This is a genomic window from Gottfriedia endophytica, assembly GCF_017814275.1.
GTDB lineage: Bacteria > Bacillota > Bacilli > Bacillales > Bacillaceae_G > Gottfriedia > Gottfriedia endophytica.
The window spans coordinates 1-17,165 of sequence record NZ_JAGIYQ010000002.1; the positions used below are offsets into that span (position 1 = coordinate 1).

The window sequence follows — 17,165 nt, forward strand, 5'->3', positions numbered from 1 at the left end:
GCTTTAATTTCGAAACTATATTTTTGGAACTTCTGACCTTTTTTCGCCATAAGAAAACACCCCTTAAAGTCAATGTTGCCCAACTCTGGGTTTTTCAACATCTACTTTAAGGGGTGCAATCTAGCCGGGTTTGCTTTTATTCAAATTAATTTGATTTTTTTTCTTCTTTTTCGTCTAACAAATCGTTTGTTAAACCTTGGGTTGAACGTTTAAATTCTTTTAATGTTTCTCCAAACGCCCTTCCTACTTCTGGTAACTTTTTCGGACCGAATATAATTAATGCTAATACTAAAATTAAGATTAAACCTGGAAAGCCAATATTACCAAGCATTTTTCTCCCCCAACTTTCCTCTATTATTATGTAAAAAATCTATCTATTCTAATTCTGTCAAAAATTTCAACATTCGTCAAATCATTTTTCTAAAATATTCTATAAAATTTACACCAAATAATTAGAAGGTTTGTTAATTAAGATTGTTAATTCTCACTAAAATCTACAAACAATAAAAAATCCTGATTTAACAGGATTTCGTTTATCCCACATTAACGGGCAGTAAGACCCCCACCTCAAGATTAAGAGTGATGCGAAGAAGATAGGTATAATGTATTTTTATAGATATTATAATTATTACAAAGATTAGTAACAGCTTCTGCATCAAATTTTTGAAACAGTCTTAGTACTAGCCTTTTAGTGGTAATTGTTTTATTTTGATGATCATATATCATAAATCCTCCGTACATTATATGAGATTTTAATGGTATCAAGTAAGTAATGTTTATTATTCAATGTTTTTCTATGAAATCCTTTATTTATAAAGTTCAAAAAAATAGAGACCTATTAGGTCCCTATTTTAATAATTAAAGGTTTTTATGTTCTAATATAATTTAGTTGTTAAGGATGTAAATCAGATTCTATTTTTTCTTTTCATTTTTTTTTACTGGTTTCTTTACTGGTTGCTTAACAGGTTTTTTCACTTCATTCTTTTCAGGTTTTTTCTCAACTTTTTTTTCGATAGTGTAAGGTAGATTTGTAAATGATGGTAAACCTGAAATATAACCAATACCACCTGTTTTATCAATTCCGATTTCTTTATCCATAGCTTTCTTCAGTTCATCTTTATTCACTGCTGTGATAGGGAAATTATCTAATTCATCACCTGGATGTTGGAAGTTAGTCATAATGTATGAGAATCCATTACGATCATCTGCGGCAAACAATCCTGTTGCTTCTGCAGCAGCTGGAATTGATAAAATACGAGATAATTTTTTCGAATCTACATTATAAGCCCAAACAAAGTTATTTGTATGCATTGAACTATCTTCACCGATAAATAAAGTTCTCATTGCTTCAGAATAGCTTAAGTTGTCAGTATTAGCTACTTTATCAACATTTGCAGTATTTCCGTATGGGTCAGCAGCTGGTAAATCTTCTCCTACAACTAATCCTGACATTGTTGTTGCAACATAATTACTGTTAATGACATTTTTGTCACTATCTTGTAGTCCACCCATTAAATTTAATTCATATGTCGCACCAGCTTTAATCTTCGGTAATTGAATATCATCTGCTGGATCTTTTCCACTTGCATCCTTTTCCATTCCTTTACTTATATCAGTAATCGCAATATACACTTTTTTATCTTTTGCATTTAATGTTACGCCTTCCATTTTGTTAAACTCTGTAGTTGCTCCTAGCATTGCAGCATATCGACGAGACTCTAAAAATGCTGCTGCTTTTTCCATGCCTGGTTTTAATTTCAAATATTCAGTTTTTCCATAAGAGTATTGTTTGATTGCTTTAAATCCATCTTTAGGTGCATCTGACGTTTCAAAGATATCACTAAATTTAATGCCACTATAAATGATTTTTTTGATTTCTTTGTCAGTAGAATGACCTAGTCGAATCCATTCTAAGTTTCCTGAACCACCATTTTGAGTTCCAGTTTGCTTAAATTTAGCAGCGTATAATGTACCAGCTGTTAAATCTGCTTCTTTATCTGCAACATACATAAATAATCCTGTATATGATCCATCATCTCCGAAAAATGCAGTGCGTTTATCTGGCATCATTTTCATTAATTCATGTGAAAAACGGCCGATACTATAATGTTTAGTTACATTTGCTTCCCCATCTTTTGTTACTTTAATTTCAGGAATAAATCCATAGAAATATGGGTTCGCTTTTGCTTTATCTCCCCAGTAAAGCTGTGCAAAACTTTCAGTTGAAGTTCTTGCAGAAGATTTAGGATCTGTTTCAAATTGGCGTGCATCTGGTTCGTATTCCTCTGATCCTAAGTGAGTATTCCAAGGCGATAATGAACCATTACATGGAATCCACAGACCATTTACAGATGAAAAATCAATTTTCTTAACTTCCTTAGCTTTAAGCTCTCCAGTCTTTTTATCTTGTTCCATTTTGCTTAAACTCATTGAAGCAGGAACAATTCCATATGCAGATTGACCAGCAGCATCAAGTGTTTGATATTCGTAATGTGTCACCATATAAAGTTTGCCATCAATTGGATTCAGTAAAGAATTTGAGTCAGGAGAGTCAGATAAAAAATTAGTTGGTTTTCCAGGAATACTCTTATCTACAATAGGATCCCCGAAAAAGTCAATTGGTGTACCAGCAGCAATATACTCACCATTGTTTCTCGCAATTTTATCTTCTGATTTAAATAATCTTTTGTAGGATAATGGAAAGTTTCTTGTTTTTCCGTCACTGTATTTCACATCAACAGATGCAGTTGTATATGTTTTTACCATATCTTGAATAGTAGATGCGGTTTTCATTCCATTAAATTGAACAGATGTAATGGATACTTTTCCTTTTTTACTCTCTGCATTTGTATGTAAGAATGTTGGAACTGTCAATCCTAGTGCCAAGGCAAAAATTGTTCCTTTTTTTAAATAATTTCTTTTAGTCATATTCTTCCTCCTAAGATTTTTTTAATATTTTTTAATGTTTATTTAATTTCTTTTTCACTTTCTATTAAACTTCAAAAATGTTAATTGACTATTGTTACAGTGTAAAGTAATTGTTAATATTCGACATTTTCTAAAAATTCTAACCGTAAAGGTGTTGCTTAAAAAATAAAAAGCATGTATTTCGATTGATACTCCAATCAAAATAACATGCTTTTTACTTTTTTATTATAATGAAATCAATAAAGATAATATCATACAATTTTAATACGCTTTACCCCAATAAACCATTGTTTCTGTTTTCTTACCGCAGCATACACATTCATCAGACACTTGTTCTTGTTCGAAAGGAATGCAGCGTGAAGTTAATCCTACATCTTCTTTAATTTTCTCTTCACAAGCTAAATCGTTACACCACATAGCCTTAATAAACCCAGGTTTAGTGTCAGCAATTTCTTTTAGTTCTACCATATTTTTTGCTTCAAACGTTTTTTGCGTACGATTATCAAGTGCTTTATTGTATAGATTTTCGTGAATATCAACTAATAAATCTGAAATACTTTGTTCAAGATTATCTAGAGAAACAAAGATTTTTTCACGTGTATCTCTTCTTACAAGGACAGCTTGATTCTTTTCGATATCTTTTGGTCCAATTTCAACACGAACTGGAATACCTTTCATTTCATACTCATTAAACTTCCAACCAGGCATTTTGTCAGAAGTATCGATTTTAACTCGAGCAACTGATGCAATACGATTTTTAAGTTCTGTCGCCTTTTCGATTACACCCTCTTTATGCTGAGCGATTGGAATGACCATTACTTGTGTTGGTGCAACTTTTGGTGGTAATACTAAGCCGCTATCATCACCATGTACCATAATTAATGCACCAATAACACGAGTTGTCATACCCCAAGAAGTTTGATGTACATATTGTCTCTTTGAATTTTTGTCAGTATATTGAATGTCAAAAGCTTTCGCAAAACCATCTCCAAAATTATGTGAAGTTCCGCTTTGAAGTGCTTTTCCGTCATGCATTAAACTTTCAATTGTATAAGTTGCTTTTGCACCAGCAAATTTTTCTTTATCTGTTTTTTGTCCCTTAATAACTGGGATTGCTAAAAAATTCTCTAAGAAATCAGCGTATACATTAAGCATTTGTAATGTTTCTTCTTGCGCCTCTTCTGCAGTTGCGTGTGCAGTATGTCCTTCTTGCCATAAAAATTCTGTTGTACGTAAGAATGGACGAGTTGTTTTTTCCCAGCGAACAACAGAGCACCATTGGTTATATAATCTTGGAAGATCATTATAGCTTTCGATCGTTTTTGAATAGTGCTCACAGAATAATGTTTCTGAAGTTGGACGAACAGCTAATGGCTCGACTAACTCATCATGTCCTCCGTGTGTCACCCAAGCAACCTCAGGAGCAAACCCTTCAACATGATCTGCTTCTTTTTGTAATAATGATTTTGGAATGAACATTGGCATATAAACATTTTCATGGCCAGTTTCTTTAAATTTAGAATCTAGTTCTTTCTGGATATTTTCCCAAATTGCGTATCCGTATGGTCGAATAATCATACAACCTTTTACACTTGAATAATCAATTAACTCAGCTTTTTTAACAATGTCTGTATACCACTGTGCAAAATCTTCATCCATTGCGGTGATTGCTTCTACAAACTTTTTATTATTACTCATTTTTCAATCCTCCTAATTTAATGAAACATTTTAAATACAACAAAAAACGCCAAGAATAATCACAAGGGACCATTCTTGGCGTTACCACCCTAATTATTATGTAAATAGTTAAATTAACTTTTACATAATCTCTCAAAATCTTTAACGGGAATACCGCTGTAGCCTACTTAGTTTCGGTACAGTGACTCTAAGGCTGGTTCAGTATATATACTTTAGGAATTTTCACCATCCATTCCCTCTCTAAAAAGCTCCTATACTTACTATTCCTCTTCATTGTCGTATATTTAATTATTAAACATCTTAATTTACAAAAAAACGAAAGTCAATATCTTTATTGACATTTCTTGAAAATAATTGTTTTTATTTTCCTTCAATAATTTGTTGCACATAGCTACTAATAGCTTTTGGATCAGTCAATCCTAATTCTGCTGGATTAACTGGCGGAAATGCTTCAAGAGAAATATTTGCTGGTTTAATTCGATTACCATTTGATTCTAAAATATTATATGTTCCATTAATTCTTAGCGGAACAATCGGCACACCAGATTTAAGAGCTAAGTGGAAACTACCTGATTTAAATTCTCCCATTTTGTCGCCCTTACTTCTTGTCCCCTCAGGAAAGATAACTAAAGAATGTCCATTTTGAAGTTTCGTGATACCATCTTTAATAGCAAGAAGCGACTGACGGCGATCTTCACGGTCCATAAATACACAATTCATATTTTCCATCCATTGACGAACAATTGGAATCTTACTCAATTCAACCTTTGAAATAAATCCCATAGGTTTATTTAAATACCCCATTAATAATGGTATGTCAAAATTACTTTGGTGATTACTCACGAACAAGACTGCTTGATCTTTTGGGATATTTTCTAATCCTATTACCTCTACTTTACTACCTGTAACTCCAATCATCATTTTCCCAAAATAATCTGGAACTTGATGGATAAATTTATCTCTTTCATTAACGGATAATGTGTTTGGGAGTCTTTTTACTTTTGGTAGTTTTAAACCTACATATATTACACCCCATATTATCCGAATAGCTGCATAAATCGTACGAATCATCGTTCTCCTCCAGTAAATCAATATGCATTCTATTATATAGAAAATTAATCTTTTTTTAAAGACATAGTATATTTTAAATGACAATTAAGTCAAACTATTCTTCCCTAGTAGTGTCGCAAATTCTTTGTTTATTAAAAGTAGCTATAAAGCAACATTAAAATCAAAAGATTGATATCTTTTACTTTGTTTCTATTTAAGAATGTGATAAGTTGATTTCCACTCCAGGATGCTCGCTTTCCTTGGGGCGTGAGCTGAGCCTCCTCGGCAAGCCTGCGGGGTCTCAGCCTTCCCACATCTCCCACAGGAGTCGAGCACCCTTCCGTTCCAATCAACTTCTTTATCATCATTTCTCTTTAATAAATTCTAAAAAAATTCTACTTTTTAGAATAAGTAGTTCAAATAACATGACGAAGTACTTAGTCACAAAATAAGTAACAAAGGATCTAGTGACATAAAAACAGGTTAATTAATATTTTAATTATCATACCAAAAACGCTTGGAGTCATCACCAAGCGTTTTGAATTAAATGTGTAATTCTCATTGAACGAAAGCCCTCACATTTTTCATTAAATCATTGGCAATTTCTAAAGCTTTATCTATACTCTTTGCAGGTCCTGAAATGATTAATCCATTTTTGGCAAACCAAGTCTTCCCTCCATCATTGTCAGGTTTAAATACTTGGATGCTCACTTTACTAAAATCATTGTTTATAAAAAGAACACCATAACTATTTATGACTGGAGTACCGTTTTTATAATAAGCATAAATTATATTTCCAGAGCCATTCTCTTGGAATTTTATTTTTAATTGCCTATTACTATCTTTGTTAGGATAACTTACTCCTTTAAAACCTATTTTACCTACAAAGGTTTTGTTTCCTAGTAGTGAATGTTGAAGTTTTCCTTGAACGTTTATTTGTACAGACTTCGTTTTGCCACCACCCAACTGATATTCAACACCATTTATAGAACGTGTGATACTCTTCGGATATGTGTAATAAATACCGTAAACAATCATTATCCCAACTATAAGAACAAGTATGGATAGTATCCTCTTTTTCAACATATCACCTCTTTATATATTGTATTATGCTACCGTTACTTTAAAATAGAATTTTCTTAATAATCAGATATATTTTAACATAATTCCCATTTGCCTTTCACTTTTTTATAATAAACAAAGAGAAAAAGACATCCTTTAAGAGTAAGATGTCTTTCTTCCTTTATAACCCGAATAACGAATTTTTTCATTATGAAATTTTCTTATAGATTTTATATACGTATTGAAGTCCAGATTTTTCATCTGTATTCATTTCAGAAGAAGATACTTCTTTCCATTCTTCCTTTGAAAATTCAGGGAAAAATGTGTCTCCTTCAATTTCCTTTTGTATTTCAGTTAAGTAGAGAGTATCTAAAATTCCCATTGATTCTTTAAAGATTTCTGCTCCACCTATGATAAATACATCTTCATTTTCCTCAGGATGATAGTCAGATAGATGATGAATGACTTCAATACCTTCAGCCTTATAGTCTTTGTTTCTTGTTACGACAACGTTTTTTCGGTTTGGTAAAGGACGACCAATTGATTCGTACGTTTTTCGCCCCATTAGGATTGTATGTCCAGTTGTTACTTTTTTAAAGTAACGTAACTCTTCTGAGATATGCCAAGGAAGTTGATTATCTTTGCCGATTACTCGATTTTCTGCCATGGCAACAATTGCAGCTATCATACACTCACTACTCCTTTAATAATTGTTTACAACTCTAAACTGAACCCATTAGTAATTTGCCATACGTTCTTTTTATAGGTTAAAGTTCATTTTTATAAACGTTTTTTATTTTATCCTAAACAGCTACTGGCGCTTTGATAGTTGGATGTGGGTCATATCCAACCAGTTCAATGTCATTTAATTCAAAATCAAATATACTTTTAACTTCTGAATTTAATTTTAGAGTTGGTAATTTACGTGATTCACGAGTTAGTTGAGTTTGAATTTGTTCAATATGATTTGAATAAATATGAACATCTGCACCAGTATAGATTAATTCTCCAACTTCTAGTCCACATTCATGAGCTATTAAGTGTGTTAGCAACGCATAAGATGCAATGTTAAAAGGTAGACCTAAAAATACATCATTCGAACGCATATTAAACATGCAACTTAGCTTTCCATCTAGAACATAAAATTGAAATGCATAATGACATGGTGGAAGTTGCTGATTCTTAATTTCTGACGCACTCCATGCATTACAAAGTAATCGTCTTGAATCTGGATTCCTCTTAATTTCATCGATAATATACTGGATTTGGTCATACGTTTGTCCATCAGCACCTTCCCAGCTACGCCATTGTTTCCCATACACATTACCAAGATCACCAAATTCTTTAGCAAAGTCTATATCATTCAATACTCTTTCTTGGTACACTTTCATCTGTTCTTGATATAGGGCATTGAACTCTTCATCTTTTTGGCTACGAATACCGAAATTCGTCATATCGGGACCATTATACTCGTTTGATTCCACCCATTTCTGAAAACCCCATTCATCCCAAATATGGTTATTATTTTCTAATAAGTAACGAAGATTTGTATCCCCTTTTAAAAACCATAATAATTCACTCGCAACTAAGCGAAATGGTACTCGTTTTGTTGTCAATAATGGAAATCCTTCTTGTAAATTAAAGCGCATTTGATAACCAAATACACTTATAGTTCCCGTTCCTGTTCGATCTTCTTTTTTTGTCCCATGTTCTAAAATATAGTTACATAAATCTAAATATACTTTATCTACTTGATTCATAAATAACTCCCTTTTCTCCCAAATAAACTGTCTAATACATGTTGTCAAAGCTCTAACTATTGCTTTATTTTATTCTTCTTAAAAATTGAGTTTACTAATGAATTATCTCATAACATGCAATCAAAAAAAATGACAAATTTATAGTTCTATATAGCCAAAATGAAACTGAGCAGATTTTCTAATTAATTGATGAAAGCCATATTTTTTAAATCGATCACTTCGGAAATGATCTTTTAATACAACTTTTTTACTGGCAACCCGCTTCGCTTCTTCTATTGTCTCTTCCAAAATTGAATCATATTCAGCTAATGGCTTAATCTTTTTAATTCCATTACTTTCATTGATTTCTTCTTGAAACATAGGGTCAAAGTAGATTACATCAATACTATTATCCTTTTGTTTCTTTAAAAATGCTAAATGATCAACATGGTTTACTTCAATCCTATTTAAGATTTCGTTCCAGTTTTCAATATTTTGCTGATCCGTTTTTATTCCCTCTTTTACGATGTAAGCAATGGTCTTATTTTTTTCAAGTCCGATTACTCGTCCTTTTTCTCCTACTCTAAAACTAGCGACAATACTATCTGATGCTAACCCAAGAGTACAATCAAGTAATGAATCTCCTTCTTCTAATGAACAAGCATCGCAAAATGGGTCGTGCTCTCCATTTAGTAACCTTCTTATTCGAAAAACAGCTGAATTTGGATGGAAGAAAAATGGTTCATTGGAATGTTGGGTGAATAATTCAAGTCGTTTTTTTCCAACGACTAGTATTGGGCTATTAAATACATTGTGCATTTCAGCTATACTTAGATCATTTCTTTTTTCAAAAGTTGTGTCTAAATCTTTCGCAACCCCAATTGCTCTATCAATTATTGAATTGTCCGGTCTTAGGCATGTAGTAACAATCATTTTCTATTCCTCCAATAATTTAGAAGCAATATTAATTAAAAGAAGCTGTCCCTCTTATCTTTTAGGGACAGCTAATTCTTACATTTGTTTAAATATAGATAGGATTCTTTCTTTAATGTCCTCAGGTGTTGATCCTTCGATTTGTTCACGAGGGATAAATCCTACTACTTCTTTCCCTTTAAATACCGCCATTGAAGGAGATGATGGTGGGAATTCAGCTAAATATTCTCTTAATTTTGCTGTCGCTTCTTTATCTTGACCTGCAAATACAGTCACAGCATGAGCTGGTTTTACTTCAGCTTCTAGAACAGCTTGCACTGCAGATGGTCTTGCTAATCCTGCAGCACAACCACAAACTGAGTTGATAACAACAAATGCTGTATCACTTAGATTTTCCATAAAGTTTGTAACTTCTTCTTCCTTCATTAACTCAGTAAACCCGTTTGTTGAAAGTTCAGCTCTCATTGGTTTAACTATTTCTCTCATATACTCTTCATATGCATTCATTTTTATAATTCTCCCTTACGATATTATTGCTCTTTTTTAAACTGCTCTGTCATTTGTTTCCAAACTGATCCTAGAGCTTCTTCACCATTTTCAATTCTTTGAAGAGCTAATTGCATTTGCATTTTAACTTCGAATTCAGATTCACCCTTAAGTGCTTCTTTAAGAGAAGGAATTGCTGACTCGTCTCCAACCTCAAATAAAAACATTGCAGCACGCCAGCGAACTATTTTATTCAAATCTTTAAGTGCTTCAATCATTGCAGGCATTGCTTCAACTAATCCTAAATCAGAAAGACAGTCTCCTGCAATTCTACGAACTCCTACTGCTGGGTCTTTTAATGCTTTAAGAAGCAATGGAAGTACATCATCTGATTTTAACATACCTAAATAAGCAGTTGCTAATCTTCTAATCGAAACATTCGAGTCATTTAATGCTTTTTCTAATAAAGGTAAATCTTCTTTTGTTGGATTTACTTTAACAAATCTAGCATATCGTTTTTTCCAGTCTTCTTCTTTGAATAGATCTTCTGTTAACTTTTCATAAACATTTTTAATTTCCTGAGGTTGTTCAGGTTGATCTGAAGATTGGTTAATTAGTTGTGAAACTGTTTCTTTAATCTTTTCCTCAGGATGTGTTGCTGTTAATTCATCAACTACTTCTTTTTCGATTGATTGATATTCTCCATAACGAATACCATAATCAATCCATTGACGATCTAATACAACGTTTTTAGCAGCTGTTGAAAGCTCCATTACCGCACCTTTAAAATAAGGTGGCAATGCCGCTCTACGCTCTTCACCGTTTGTAACTAATTTAAGCTGCATCGGGATGTCTTGATACATTTGAACAAATACTTGAACCTCACCAAAGTTTGATTCAATTTTCATTACATCATCATCAGTTGATGTAACATCTTCACCAAAGATTTCTCTTACTTTTAATAAAATCCCTTTCCAATCAGCTGTTGGTTTTCTATCAATCGCAAGAAAATCTGCTACGTGATATACACTTTTTACACCATCTATTTTTAAAATGTTTTGAATGACTACTGGTGCTGCCTGAGCACTTTCATTTGTATAGTGGCTTTTTTGTCCTGCTGGTAACTCTGTATCCAAAGTAATTTTCATTGTATTTGGACTTGGAGTTGGTTCTATCGAAAGAATCTTCATCGAATTCTCCTTTTTTTGCATTTTTTTATATTCTAACAAAAAAAGGAGAGTTACTCTATTGTAATGCTTTCACGAACTCACTAAGATTATCCATTGCTTTTGATGTATCATTTTCCTCATCTATTTCTATTCTACCTTGCAGTACATGAAATTTCTCAACCATGACTTCAGTAACGAATATTTGCTTATCTTGCTCATTCACATATGATGAGGTTCTTAGTGATCCTTCTACCGTTACTTCCATTCCTTTTTTCGCTTTAGAAGTTGCGTATTCAGCTGTACGTCCCCAAAGCTTGACTGAAACAAAGTTTGTTACTACCTTTTTTAGATAATCAGAATACGCAGATGTTGCAACATTGATAAAAGCAGTTTTTCTTCCATTAACTGTAGTTTGTAAAATTGGATCCTTCGTTAATCGACCTACGATAGTAATGTGGTTAATCATTCATATCAACTCCCTTTCTTTTTACAAAATATAATCAATTGATTTGTCTTTGTAAAAAGTTGAAAATTGATAGAAGACACCATTTTACCGGGTCAAAATTGATAAATTGTTTCGTTAAAATTGAAATTTCAAGCTGAAATTTTCCCTAAAAAATAAAATTAGTTATTTTTTAAACTTTCAACTAGCTCGCTTAATTCTGACCAGCGTTCCATCTTGTTTTCGAGTAATTGTTCATTTTGTTCAATTTGCTGTGATAGCTTATGGGCTTGTTCAAAATCAGAGCCAACTTTTAATAACTCATCATTTAATCTTTCAATTTCTTCTTCTAATTTTTCAATGTCACCTTCGATACTTTCCCACTCTTTTTGTTCTTGATAGCTTAATTTTTTACGTTTATTTTCCTTTTCTTGTACCGGCTTTGGTTGTTTTGGTTGCTCAGTTACTGCTTGTTTTTCCTCTTCTACTTTTCGATCTAAATACTCAGAGTAAGTTTCTAAAGTTGAGGAAACATTACCCTCACCTTCAAAGATTAATAATTTGTTTGTAACTTTATCTAAGAAATAGCGATCATGGGAAACTGTAATTACCACACCAGAAAACTTTTCAATATAGTCTTCTAAAATCGTTAGTGTTTCAATATCTAAATCATTTGTCGGTTCATCAAGTAACAGGACATTTGGAGCAGTCATTAACAATCTTAGTAAATATAATCTTCTCTTTTCACCACCGGATAATTTTCCAAGGATAATTCCATGAGAATGTGGCGGGAATAAAAATGTTTCGAGCATTTGAGACGCTGATATTGTTTTTCCATCTGGAGTATGAATGACTTCAGCCTCTTCTTTAATATAATCAAGCATTCTCATATTTGAATTGAACTCTTCATTTATTTGTTTATAGTGTGCAATTTTAACAGTTTGTCCAATATCAATTACACCTGTGTCAGCCTTTAGATTACCTGTTAACATTTCTAATAAAGTTGACTTCCCAACTCCATTTTCACCGATGATACCAATTCGATCATTTTGATTAATTAATAAAGAAAAATCCTTTAAGATCACTTTATGATCAAATTGTTTATTTACATCAATAAATTCAACAACTTTTTTGCCTAAGCGTGATTGTTGAAAATTCATTTCAAGTTCTGAAGATTGGTCTTTTGTTATTTTTGTCGATAAATCCTCAAAACGTTGAATTCTAGCTTTTTGCTTTGTCGTACGAGCCTTTGCCCCTCTTCTCATCCATGCTAATTCTGTTCGGAACAAATTCTTTCTCTTGTCATTAGTAGCTGCTTCTTGTTCCTCACGAATTGCTCGTTGCTCAATATAATATTGATAGTTCCCTTCATATCGATAAATTGAGCCGTTAGAAAGTTCAAGTAAAGCTGTTGTAACAGCATCTAAAAAATAACGATCATGTGTTACAAATAACACTGCATTTTTCAACTTTGAAACGTGGTCTTGTAAAAAGACAATGCTATTAAAATCTAAATGGTTCGTTGGTTCATCTAAAATTAATAGGTCACATGGATGAATAAGTGCCTTTGCAAGCGCAACTCGTTTCTTTTGACCACCTGAAAGATTCACAACATCTTGGGTTAAATCTTGTAAACCTAATTTTGATAGGATTGTTTTTGCATTTGCTTCAAGATCCCATGCGTTTTTTGAATCCATTTGAGCTTGTAATTTTAATAGTTCAGATAATAATTTTTCGTTTTCAGGTTGTTTCTGTAATTTTTGAAGTGTACTCTCATAATCCTTTACTAGCTTCATGATAGGATCGTTACTTTCAAAAACAGCTTCAAGAATTGTTTGACTTCTAGTAAAGTCTTCGTGTTGAGGTAAATAACTAATTATATAATCTTTTGGCGTGATGATTTCACCAGAATCCGCTACCTCTACTCCAGCAATGATCTGTAATAGACTAGATTTACCCGTTCCATTTATACCAAGTAATCCTATTTTTTGCCCTTCCGATACGGTAAATGAAATTTCATTGAATAAAGTTTTATCTCCGTAAGTTTTGACTAGGTTTTCTGCTTGTAAAATTTTCATTCGATACTATTCCACTCTTTCATAAATTGATCTATAAATGTTTCAACAAAATGATGTCGTTCTTCAGCGATTTCTTTTGCTGTTTCTGTATTCATTAAATCCTTTAATTTTAATATTTTCTCGTAAAAGTGATGTAATGAAGAGCTTTTATCACTTCTATATTCTTCTAATGTCATATTTTCACGAATTTCAAAATCTGGATTATACATGCTTCGATTCTTTTTACCACCATAGGCAAAGGTTCTTGCAACACCAATTGCACCTAGTGCATCTAATCGATCAGCATCTTGAACAATCTTTCCTTCTCTTGACGAAGGGATTACTCCATTGCCACCTTTGTATGAAATGTTATCAATAATGTCAAAAACAAATGAAACTTGGTCTTCATTTTGTAAAGTTTTTAATAGAAATACCTCTAACTGCTCACGCTGTTCTTTTAAATCTGTTATTAATTTATCATCGATTACATCATGAACTAGTGCTGCACATTCAACAATAAGTGCATCAGCATTTTCTTTTAAAGCAATCATTTTGGCTAATTTACGAACACGGTCTATATGATACCAGTCATGACCACTACTATCACCATTGTGAATTTCTTTTACATATGCCTCAATTTGATTGATTTTATCTTGATTTGTCATATGGTTTCCTCCATTAATTCTACCAAACATTATAGCATGAATTAGCTAGATGTTATTAAAAGATCAACTAGTTAGAAGTAGATTAATGTTCGTTTCACAGTAAATAGCCCTTCTATCTTTTTGAAACAATGAAGGGCTATTTAAATTAATCTCTATTTACGAATTTTTTATCTAAAGAATTCTTTCAATTTTTGTTCCATTTCCTTTTTATTTTCAGCAAATTGTCGATGACGGTGACCATTTGCTCCTGATGTATGAGGAAATCCATTTAAGATAAACTTAGGTTCTATGTAATTATTTTCAACTAGATAATTTAATACCTTCGTTACATTTACACCTAAAGGAATGATTAATGGATTATTCATTGTTTCTATTTCCTTGGCAAAACCGTTAATAATATATTTCATTAGTAGTTCTGTGGTTATATTTGGAGTCGAACCAGTGTAATTTTTTCCTTTATAAAAAACAGGATAACAAATGACTGAATTCGTTTGAACAAGTTGACTTGCACTACTAAATAATTCACTTGTAGACGTTAATCCTAAGTAACTATGTAATTGTAATTCATCTAACATTGCAATTAGATTTTTCCTCATTGGTCCTTCGAAACTCGAGTTTTTCTTTACTTCATGTAAGATTTGTTCATCGTCTATCGTTTGATCCTTTAAGTTAAAAACCGTTGAAAAGGATCTTTTCATTTGATGTAGGCCAGGAGTAATACCAGCAATCACAACTTTTGCATTTTCGTTTACGTATTCAAATGGGGCATAATAGATATCGATTTTCTTTTTTTCATCTATATCTAGCAGAAATTGTTCAGTGAGGATTTGATCCTCAGATATTGAAGGTAATGAATTTATTTTTTGCTTGTAGTCAGAAAATCTTGAAAAAGTTGATATTGCCATTGGAAAGCCTCCAAAAATATAAAATGATTCATTAAATTATTTTTCTAAAAAAATATTTAATACTCCCTTTTATTTAACCCTTTTTCAAGAGATTTAGTCAATATTTCTATTTTTCTGTTTATAATAAATTTTCCCATTGACATCAACTTAAAAATACCCCATTCTAATAATGAGTAAGTCACTCACTCATAAACAAACGAAAGAAGGTAAATAAAAATGGGCAAAAACAATATCCTTCAGCAAATCATTATGAGAAAACGTAATCAAAGTCAGAATGCTAAATTACTTCAGATTAAAACTCCGAACAGCATTGTTGAAAGCAGTTATATTAAAATTGGCGGCATTGACCAATGGATTAGCATACGGGGTGAGGATCGGAACAACCCCATTTTATTATTAATACATGGCGGACCGGCTTCTACCTATTCCGTTTTTAATCCATTATTACGTTCATGGGAAAAACACTTCACTGTTGTTCAATGGGATCAACGCGGGGCAGGAAAAACTTTCGGGAAGAATGGAAAAGACAGTTGTGGAACCATCACTTTTGAACTCCTTGCCAAGGATGGGATAGAGGTGGCGGAATACTTGACCGAGAAGCTCGGCCAGCCAAAAGTCGTTCTCATCGGAAGCTCTGCGGGAAGCCTAATTGGTATCATGATGGCAAATCGTCGTCCAGATCTTTTTTATGCGTATGTAGGTACAGATCAGAATGCCCCGGATTCACAAAATCTTTTGCATGAAATATCGGTGAATGCTGTCCGCAAATCAGGAAATTCAAAGGGGGTACAATTTCTTGAAAAAATGGAAGCAGATCGATCCCAGATAAGTCGTAAGGATGTCGATAAGCGGAATCGAATTCTTGTAAAGGCCATTAGAGATGTTCCAAATATGATTACAGACTTAATTTTACCCTCTTTGATTTCATCCCCGGAACATAAAATAAAAGATATTATGGATATTTTTAAAGGCATGAGTTTTTCTCTTGACCATCTATTTGCTGAATTAATAAACTTTGATTTTAAAAAGGTCGGGATGCAATTTGAGCTTCCAATCTTTATTATTCATGGAGATAATGACATAATCACTCCGACTGAATTGGCAAAACTTTATTACAACGAGATAGAAGCTCCTCATAAGGAATTTGTTCTCATCAAGAACGCCGGCCATTTAGCATGCTTTGCCCGTGCCGATCAGTTCCTTGAGGAGTTGTTAACAAGAGTACGTCCTCTAATTGTCCCGACTTCTAACTAACAATTTTCAATTTATGATATAATGAATATACTATTTTTCAATGATTTGGAGGTTGGAACGATTGTCTCCATTAAACAAAGAGAAGCTTAATCAAATTCGTGATGACCGTAGAGAGCAAATTAAACAGGCGGCACTAAAAGTGTTTGCTCGCCGTGGATATACTGGAACAAAAACCAGCGTCATTGCCGAGGAAGCAGGTATTAGCGAGGGACTTATTTACCGCTATTTTCAATCTAAAAAGGAGCTTTACACAACCATTGTCCAAGAATTGATGGATGAAGCAAAAAGGGAACTTAAGCTAGCTCCATCCTTACCTGGAACACCATTCGAGCAAATTAGAAACTTAACGAAACACATGATGGATGAAAACAAAATGTACGCTTTTATGCTGATGGAAAGGGCGCGAACGGCAAATGATGTTCCGGAAAAAGTCACGCAGATCTTCTCAGAGGTTTCCACAAACGTTCTGATTGATCCGCTCATTCCTGTCTTTGTTAAAGGTCAGGAATCCGGTGAGTTTTCATCTGGAGATCCAAGAAAGTTGCTGTCCTGGTATTTTACAATTATCAACAGTCTTCTCACTCAAGATGAAGTGGATAAAGAGTATGGGTTGCCAGATGTTGATGTGTTGATGCGGGTTTTGACAAATTAATCTTCTAATCTAAGTAATGTTCTTTTATAGAATCTCCCTCAAAGAAAATGCTCTGGTTCTAGAGCATTTAACATAGGTCAAAATAGTCATTTATTATAAAATAAGAACGGCTAACCCGCGAAACG

General features: G+C 32.9%; 16 protein-coding genes and 1 other annotated feature. Of the genes, 2 read left to right on the forward strand and 14 right to left on the reverse strand.

What is annotated here, in order from left to right:
- Positions 1-145: 145 nt before the first annotated feature.
- The 14 genes from J5Y03_RS02670 to J5Y03_RS02735 form a co-directional block, all read right to left on the reverse strand.
- Positions 146-331 (reverse strand): twin-arginine translocase TatA/TatE family subunit, encoded by a 186-nt coding sequence (locus J5Y03_RS02670; RefSeq protein WP_209402226.1) that lies wholly within the window; start codon positions 329-331, stop codon positions 146-148.
- 581 nt (positions 332-912) lie between these two features.
- Positions 913-2,928, reverse strand: a complete 2,016-nt coding sequence (locus tag J5Y03_RS02675; protein WP_209402228.1) for a PhoX family protein — start codon at positions 2,926-2,928, stop codon at positions 913-915.
- 261 nt (positions 2,929-3,189) lie between these two features.
- Positions 3,190-4,626, reverse strand: a complete 1,437-nt coding sequence (gene proS, locus J5Y03_RS02680) for a proline--tRNA ligase (RefSeq protein WP_209402230.1) — start codon at positions 4,624-4,626, stop codon at positions 3,190-3,192.
- 61 nt (positions 4,627-4,687) lie between these two features.
- Positions 4,688-4,909 (reverse strand) — a binding site (T-box leader).
- Between the two features lie 77 nt (positions 4,910-4,986).
- Complete coding sequence (locus J5Y03_RS02685; RefSeq protein WP_209402232.1) at positions 4,987-5,697, reverse strand: lysophospholipid acyltransferase family protein; 711 nt, start codon at positions 5,695-5,697, stop codon at positions 4,987-4,989.
- 537 nt (positions 5,698-6,234) lie between these two features.
- On the reverse strand, positions 6,235-6,759 hold the full coding sequence (locus J5Y03_RS02690; protein WP_209402234.1) for a hypothetical protein: 525 nt from the start codon (positions 6,757-6,759) through the stop codon (positions 6,235-6,237).
- Between the two features lie 187 nt (positions 6,760-6,946).
- Positions 6,947-7,426, reverse strand: a complete 480-nt coding sequence (locus J5Y03_RS02695) for a dihydrofolate reductase (RefSeq protein ID WP_209402243.1) — start codon at positions 7,424-7,426, stop codon at positions 6,947-6,949.
- A 115-nt stretch (positions 7,427-7,541) separates the two neighbouring features.
- Positions 7,542-8,498, reverse strand: coding sequence for a thymidylate synthase (locus tag J5Y03_RS02700; protein ID WP_209402251.1), 957 nt, complete (start codon positions 8,496-8,498; stop codon positions 7,542-7,544).
- A gap of 138 nt (positions 8,499-8,636) precedes the next feature.
- Entirely contained in the window at positions 8,637-9,410 is a 774-nt protein-coding gene (locus J5Y03_RS02705; protein WP_209402253.1) for a class I SAM-dependent methyltransferase, read from the reverse strand.
- A gap of 78 nt (positions 9,411-9,488) precedes the next feature.
- A complete protein-coding gene (locus J5Y03_RS02710) occupies positions 9,489-9,917 on the reverse strand; it encodes a BrxA/BrxB family bacilliredoxin (protein WP_209402255.1) in 429 nt (142 codons plus the stop codon).
- Positions 9,918-9,940: 23 nt separating this feature from the next.
- A complete protein-coding gene (locus tag J5Y03_RS02715; RefSeq protein WP_209402257.1) occupies positions 9,941-11,086 on the reverse strand; it encodes a conserved virulence factor C family protein in 1,146 nt (381 codons plus the stop codon).
- A 55-nt stretch (positions 11,087-11,141) separates the two neighbouring features.
- Positions 11,142-11,531 carry a single-stranded DNA-binding protein gene (locus J5Y03_RS02720; protein WP_209402259.1) on the reverse strand — a complete coding sequence of 130 codons (390 nt, stop codon included), beginning with the start codon at positions 11,529-11,531 and terminating at the stop codon, positions 11,142-11,144.
- A gap of 158 nt (positions 11,532-11,689) precedes the next feature.
- Positions 11,690-13,585 (reverse strand): ABC-F family ATP-binding cassette domain-containing protein, encoded by a 1,896-nt coding sequence (locus J5Y03_RS02725; protein ID WP_209402261.1) that lies wholly within the window; start codon positions 13,583-13,585, stop codon positions 11,690-11,692.
- Positions 13,582-14,229: an HD domain-containing protein gene (locus J5Y03_RS02730; RefSeq protein ID WP_209402263.1), complete on the reverse strand. Its 648-nt coding sequence runs from the start codon at positions 14,227-14,229 to the stop codon at positions 13,582-13,584. Before J5Y03_RS02730 ends, J5Y03_RS02725 begins: the two co-directional genes overlap by 4 nt.
- 167 nt (positions 14,230-14,396) lie before the next feature.
- A complete protein-coding gene (locus tag J5Y03_RS02735; RefSeq protein ID WP_209402265.1) occupies positions 14,397-15,134 on the reverse strand; it encodes a uracil-DNA glycosylase family protein in 738 nt (245 codons plus the stop codon).
- Positions 15,135-15,350: 216 nt separating this feature from the next.
- On the opposite strand from J5Y03_RS02735, the gene J5Y03_RS02740 reads away from it, so the two are divergent.
- Positions 15,351-16,388 carry an alpha/beta fold hydrolase gene (locus J5Y03_RS02740; protein WP_209402267.1) on the forward strand — a complete coding sequence of 346 codons (1,038 nt, stop codon included), beginning with the start codon at positions 15,351-15,353 and terminating at the stop codon, positions 16,386-16,388.
- Between the two features lie 61 nt (positions 16,389-16,449).
- Positions 16,450-17,040 carry a TetR/AcrR family transcriptional regulator gene (locus J5Y03_RS02745; RefSeq protein ID WP_209402269.1) on the forward strand — a complete coding sequence of 197 codons (591 nt, stop codon included), beginning with the start codon at positions 16,450-16,452 and terminating at the stop codon, positions 17,038-17,040.
- Positions 17,041-17,165: the final 125 nt, after the last annotated feature.

Bases quoted from the DNA above. Each gene is read 5' to 3' on its own strand.
- proS (WP_209402230.1), bottom strand. From the start codon at position 4,626: ATGAGTAATAATAAAAAGTTTGTAGAAGCAATCACCGCAATGGATGAA.
- J5Y03_RS02705 (WP_209402253.1), bottom strand. From the start codon at position 9,410: ATGATTGTTACTACATGCCTAAGACCGGACAATTCAATAATTGATAGA.
- J5Y03_RS02685 (WP_209402232.1), bottom strand. From the start codon at position 5,697: ATGATTCGTACGATTTATGCAGCTATTCGGATAATATGGGGTGTAATA.
- J5Y03_RS02710 (WP_209402255.1), bottom strand. From the start codon at position 9,917: ATGAATGCATATGAAGAGTATATGAGAGAAATAGTTAAACCAATGAGA.
- J5Y03_RS02700 (WP_209402251.1), bottom strand. From the start codon at position 8,498: ATGAATCAAGTAGATAAAGTATATTTAGATTTATGTAACTATATTTTA.
- J5Y03_RS02720 (WP_209402259.1), bottom strand. From the start codon at position 11,531: ATGATTAACCACATTACTATCGTAGGTCGATTAACGAAGGATCCAATT.
- J5Y03_RS02715 (WP_209402257.1), bottom strand. From the start codon at position 11,086: ATGAAGATTCTTTCGATAGAACCAACTCCAAGTCCAAATACAATGAAA.
- J5Y03_RS02730 (WP_209402263.1), bottom strand. From the start codon at position 14,229: ATGACAAATCAAGATAAAATCAATCAAATTGAGGCATATGTAAAAGAA.
- J5Y03_RS02740 (WP_209402267.1), top strand. From the start codon at position 15,351: ATGGGCAAAAACAATATCCTTCAGCAAATCATTATGAGAAAACGTAAT.
- J5Y03_RS02735 (WP_209402265.1), bottom strand. From the start codon at position 15,134: ATGGCAATATCAACTTTTTCAAGATTTTCTGACTACAAGCAAAAAATA.
- J5Y03_RS02675 (WP_209402228.1), bottom strand. From the start codon at position 2,928: ATGACTAAAAGAAATTATTTAAAAAAAGGAACAATTTTTGCCTTGGCA.
- J5Y03_RS02695 (WP_209402243.1), bottom strand. From the start codon at position 7,426: ATGATAGCTGCAATTGTTGCCATGGCAGAAAATCGAGTAATCGGCAAA.
- J5Y03_RS02670 (WP_209402226.1), bottom strand. From the start codon at position 331: ATGCTTGGTAATATTGGCTTTCCAGGTTTAATCTTAATTTTAGTATTA.
- J5Y03_RS02725 (WP_209402261.1), bottom strand. From the start codon at position 13,585: ATGAAAATTTTACAAGCAGAAAACCTAGTCAAAACTTACGGAGATAAA.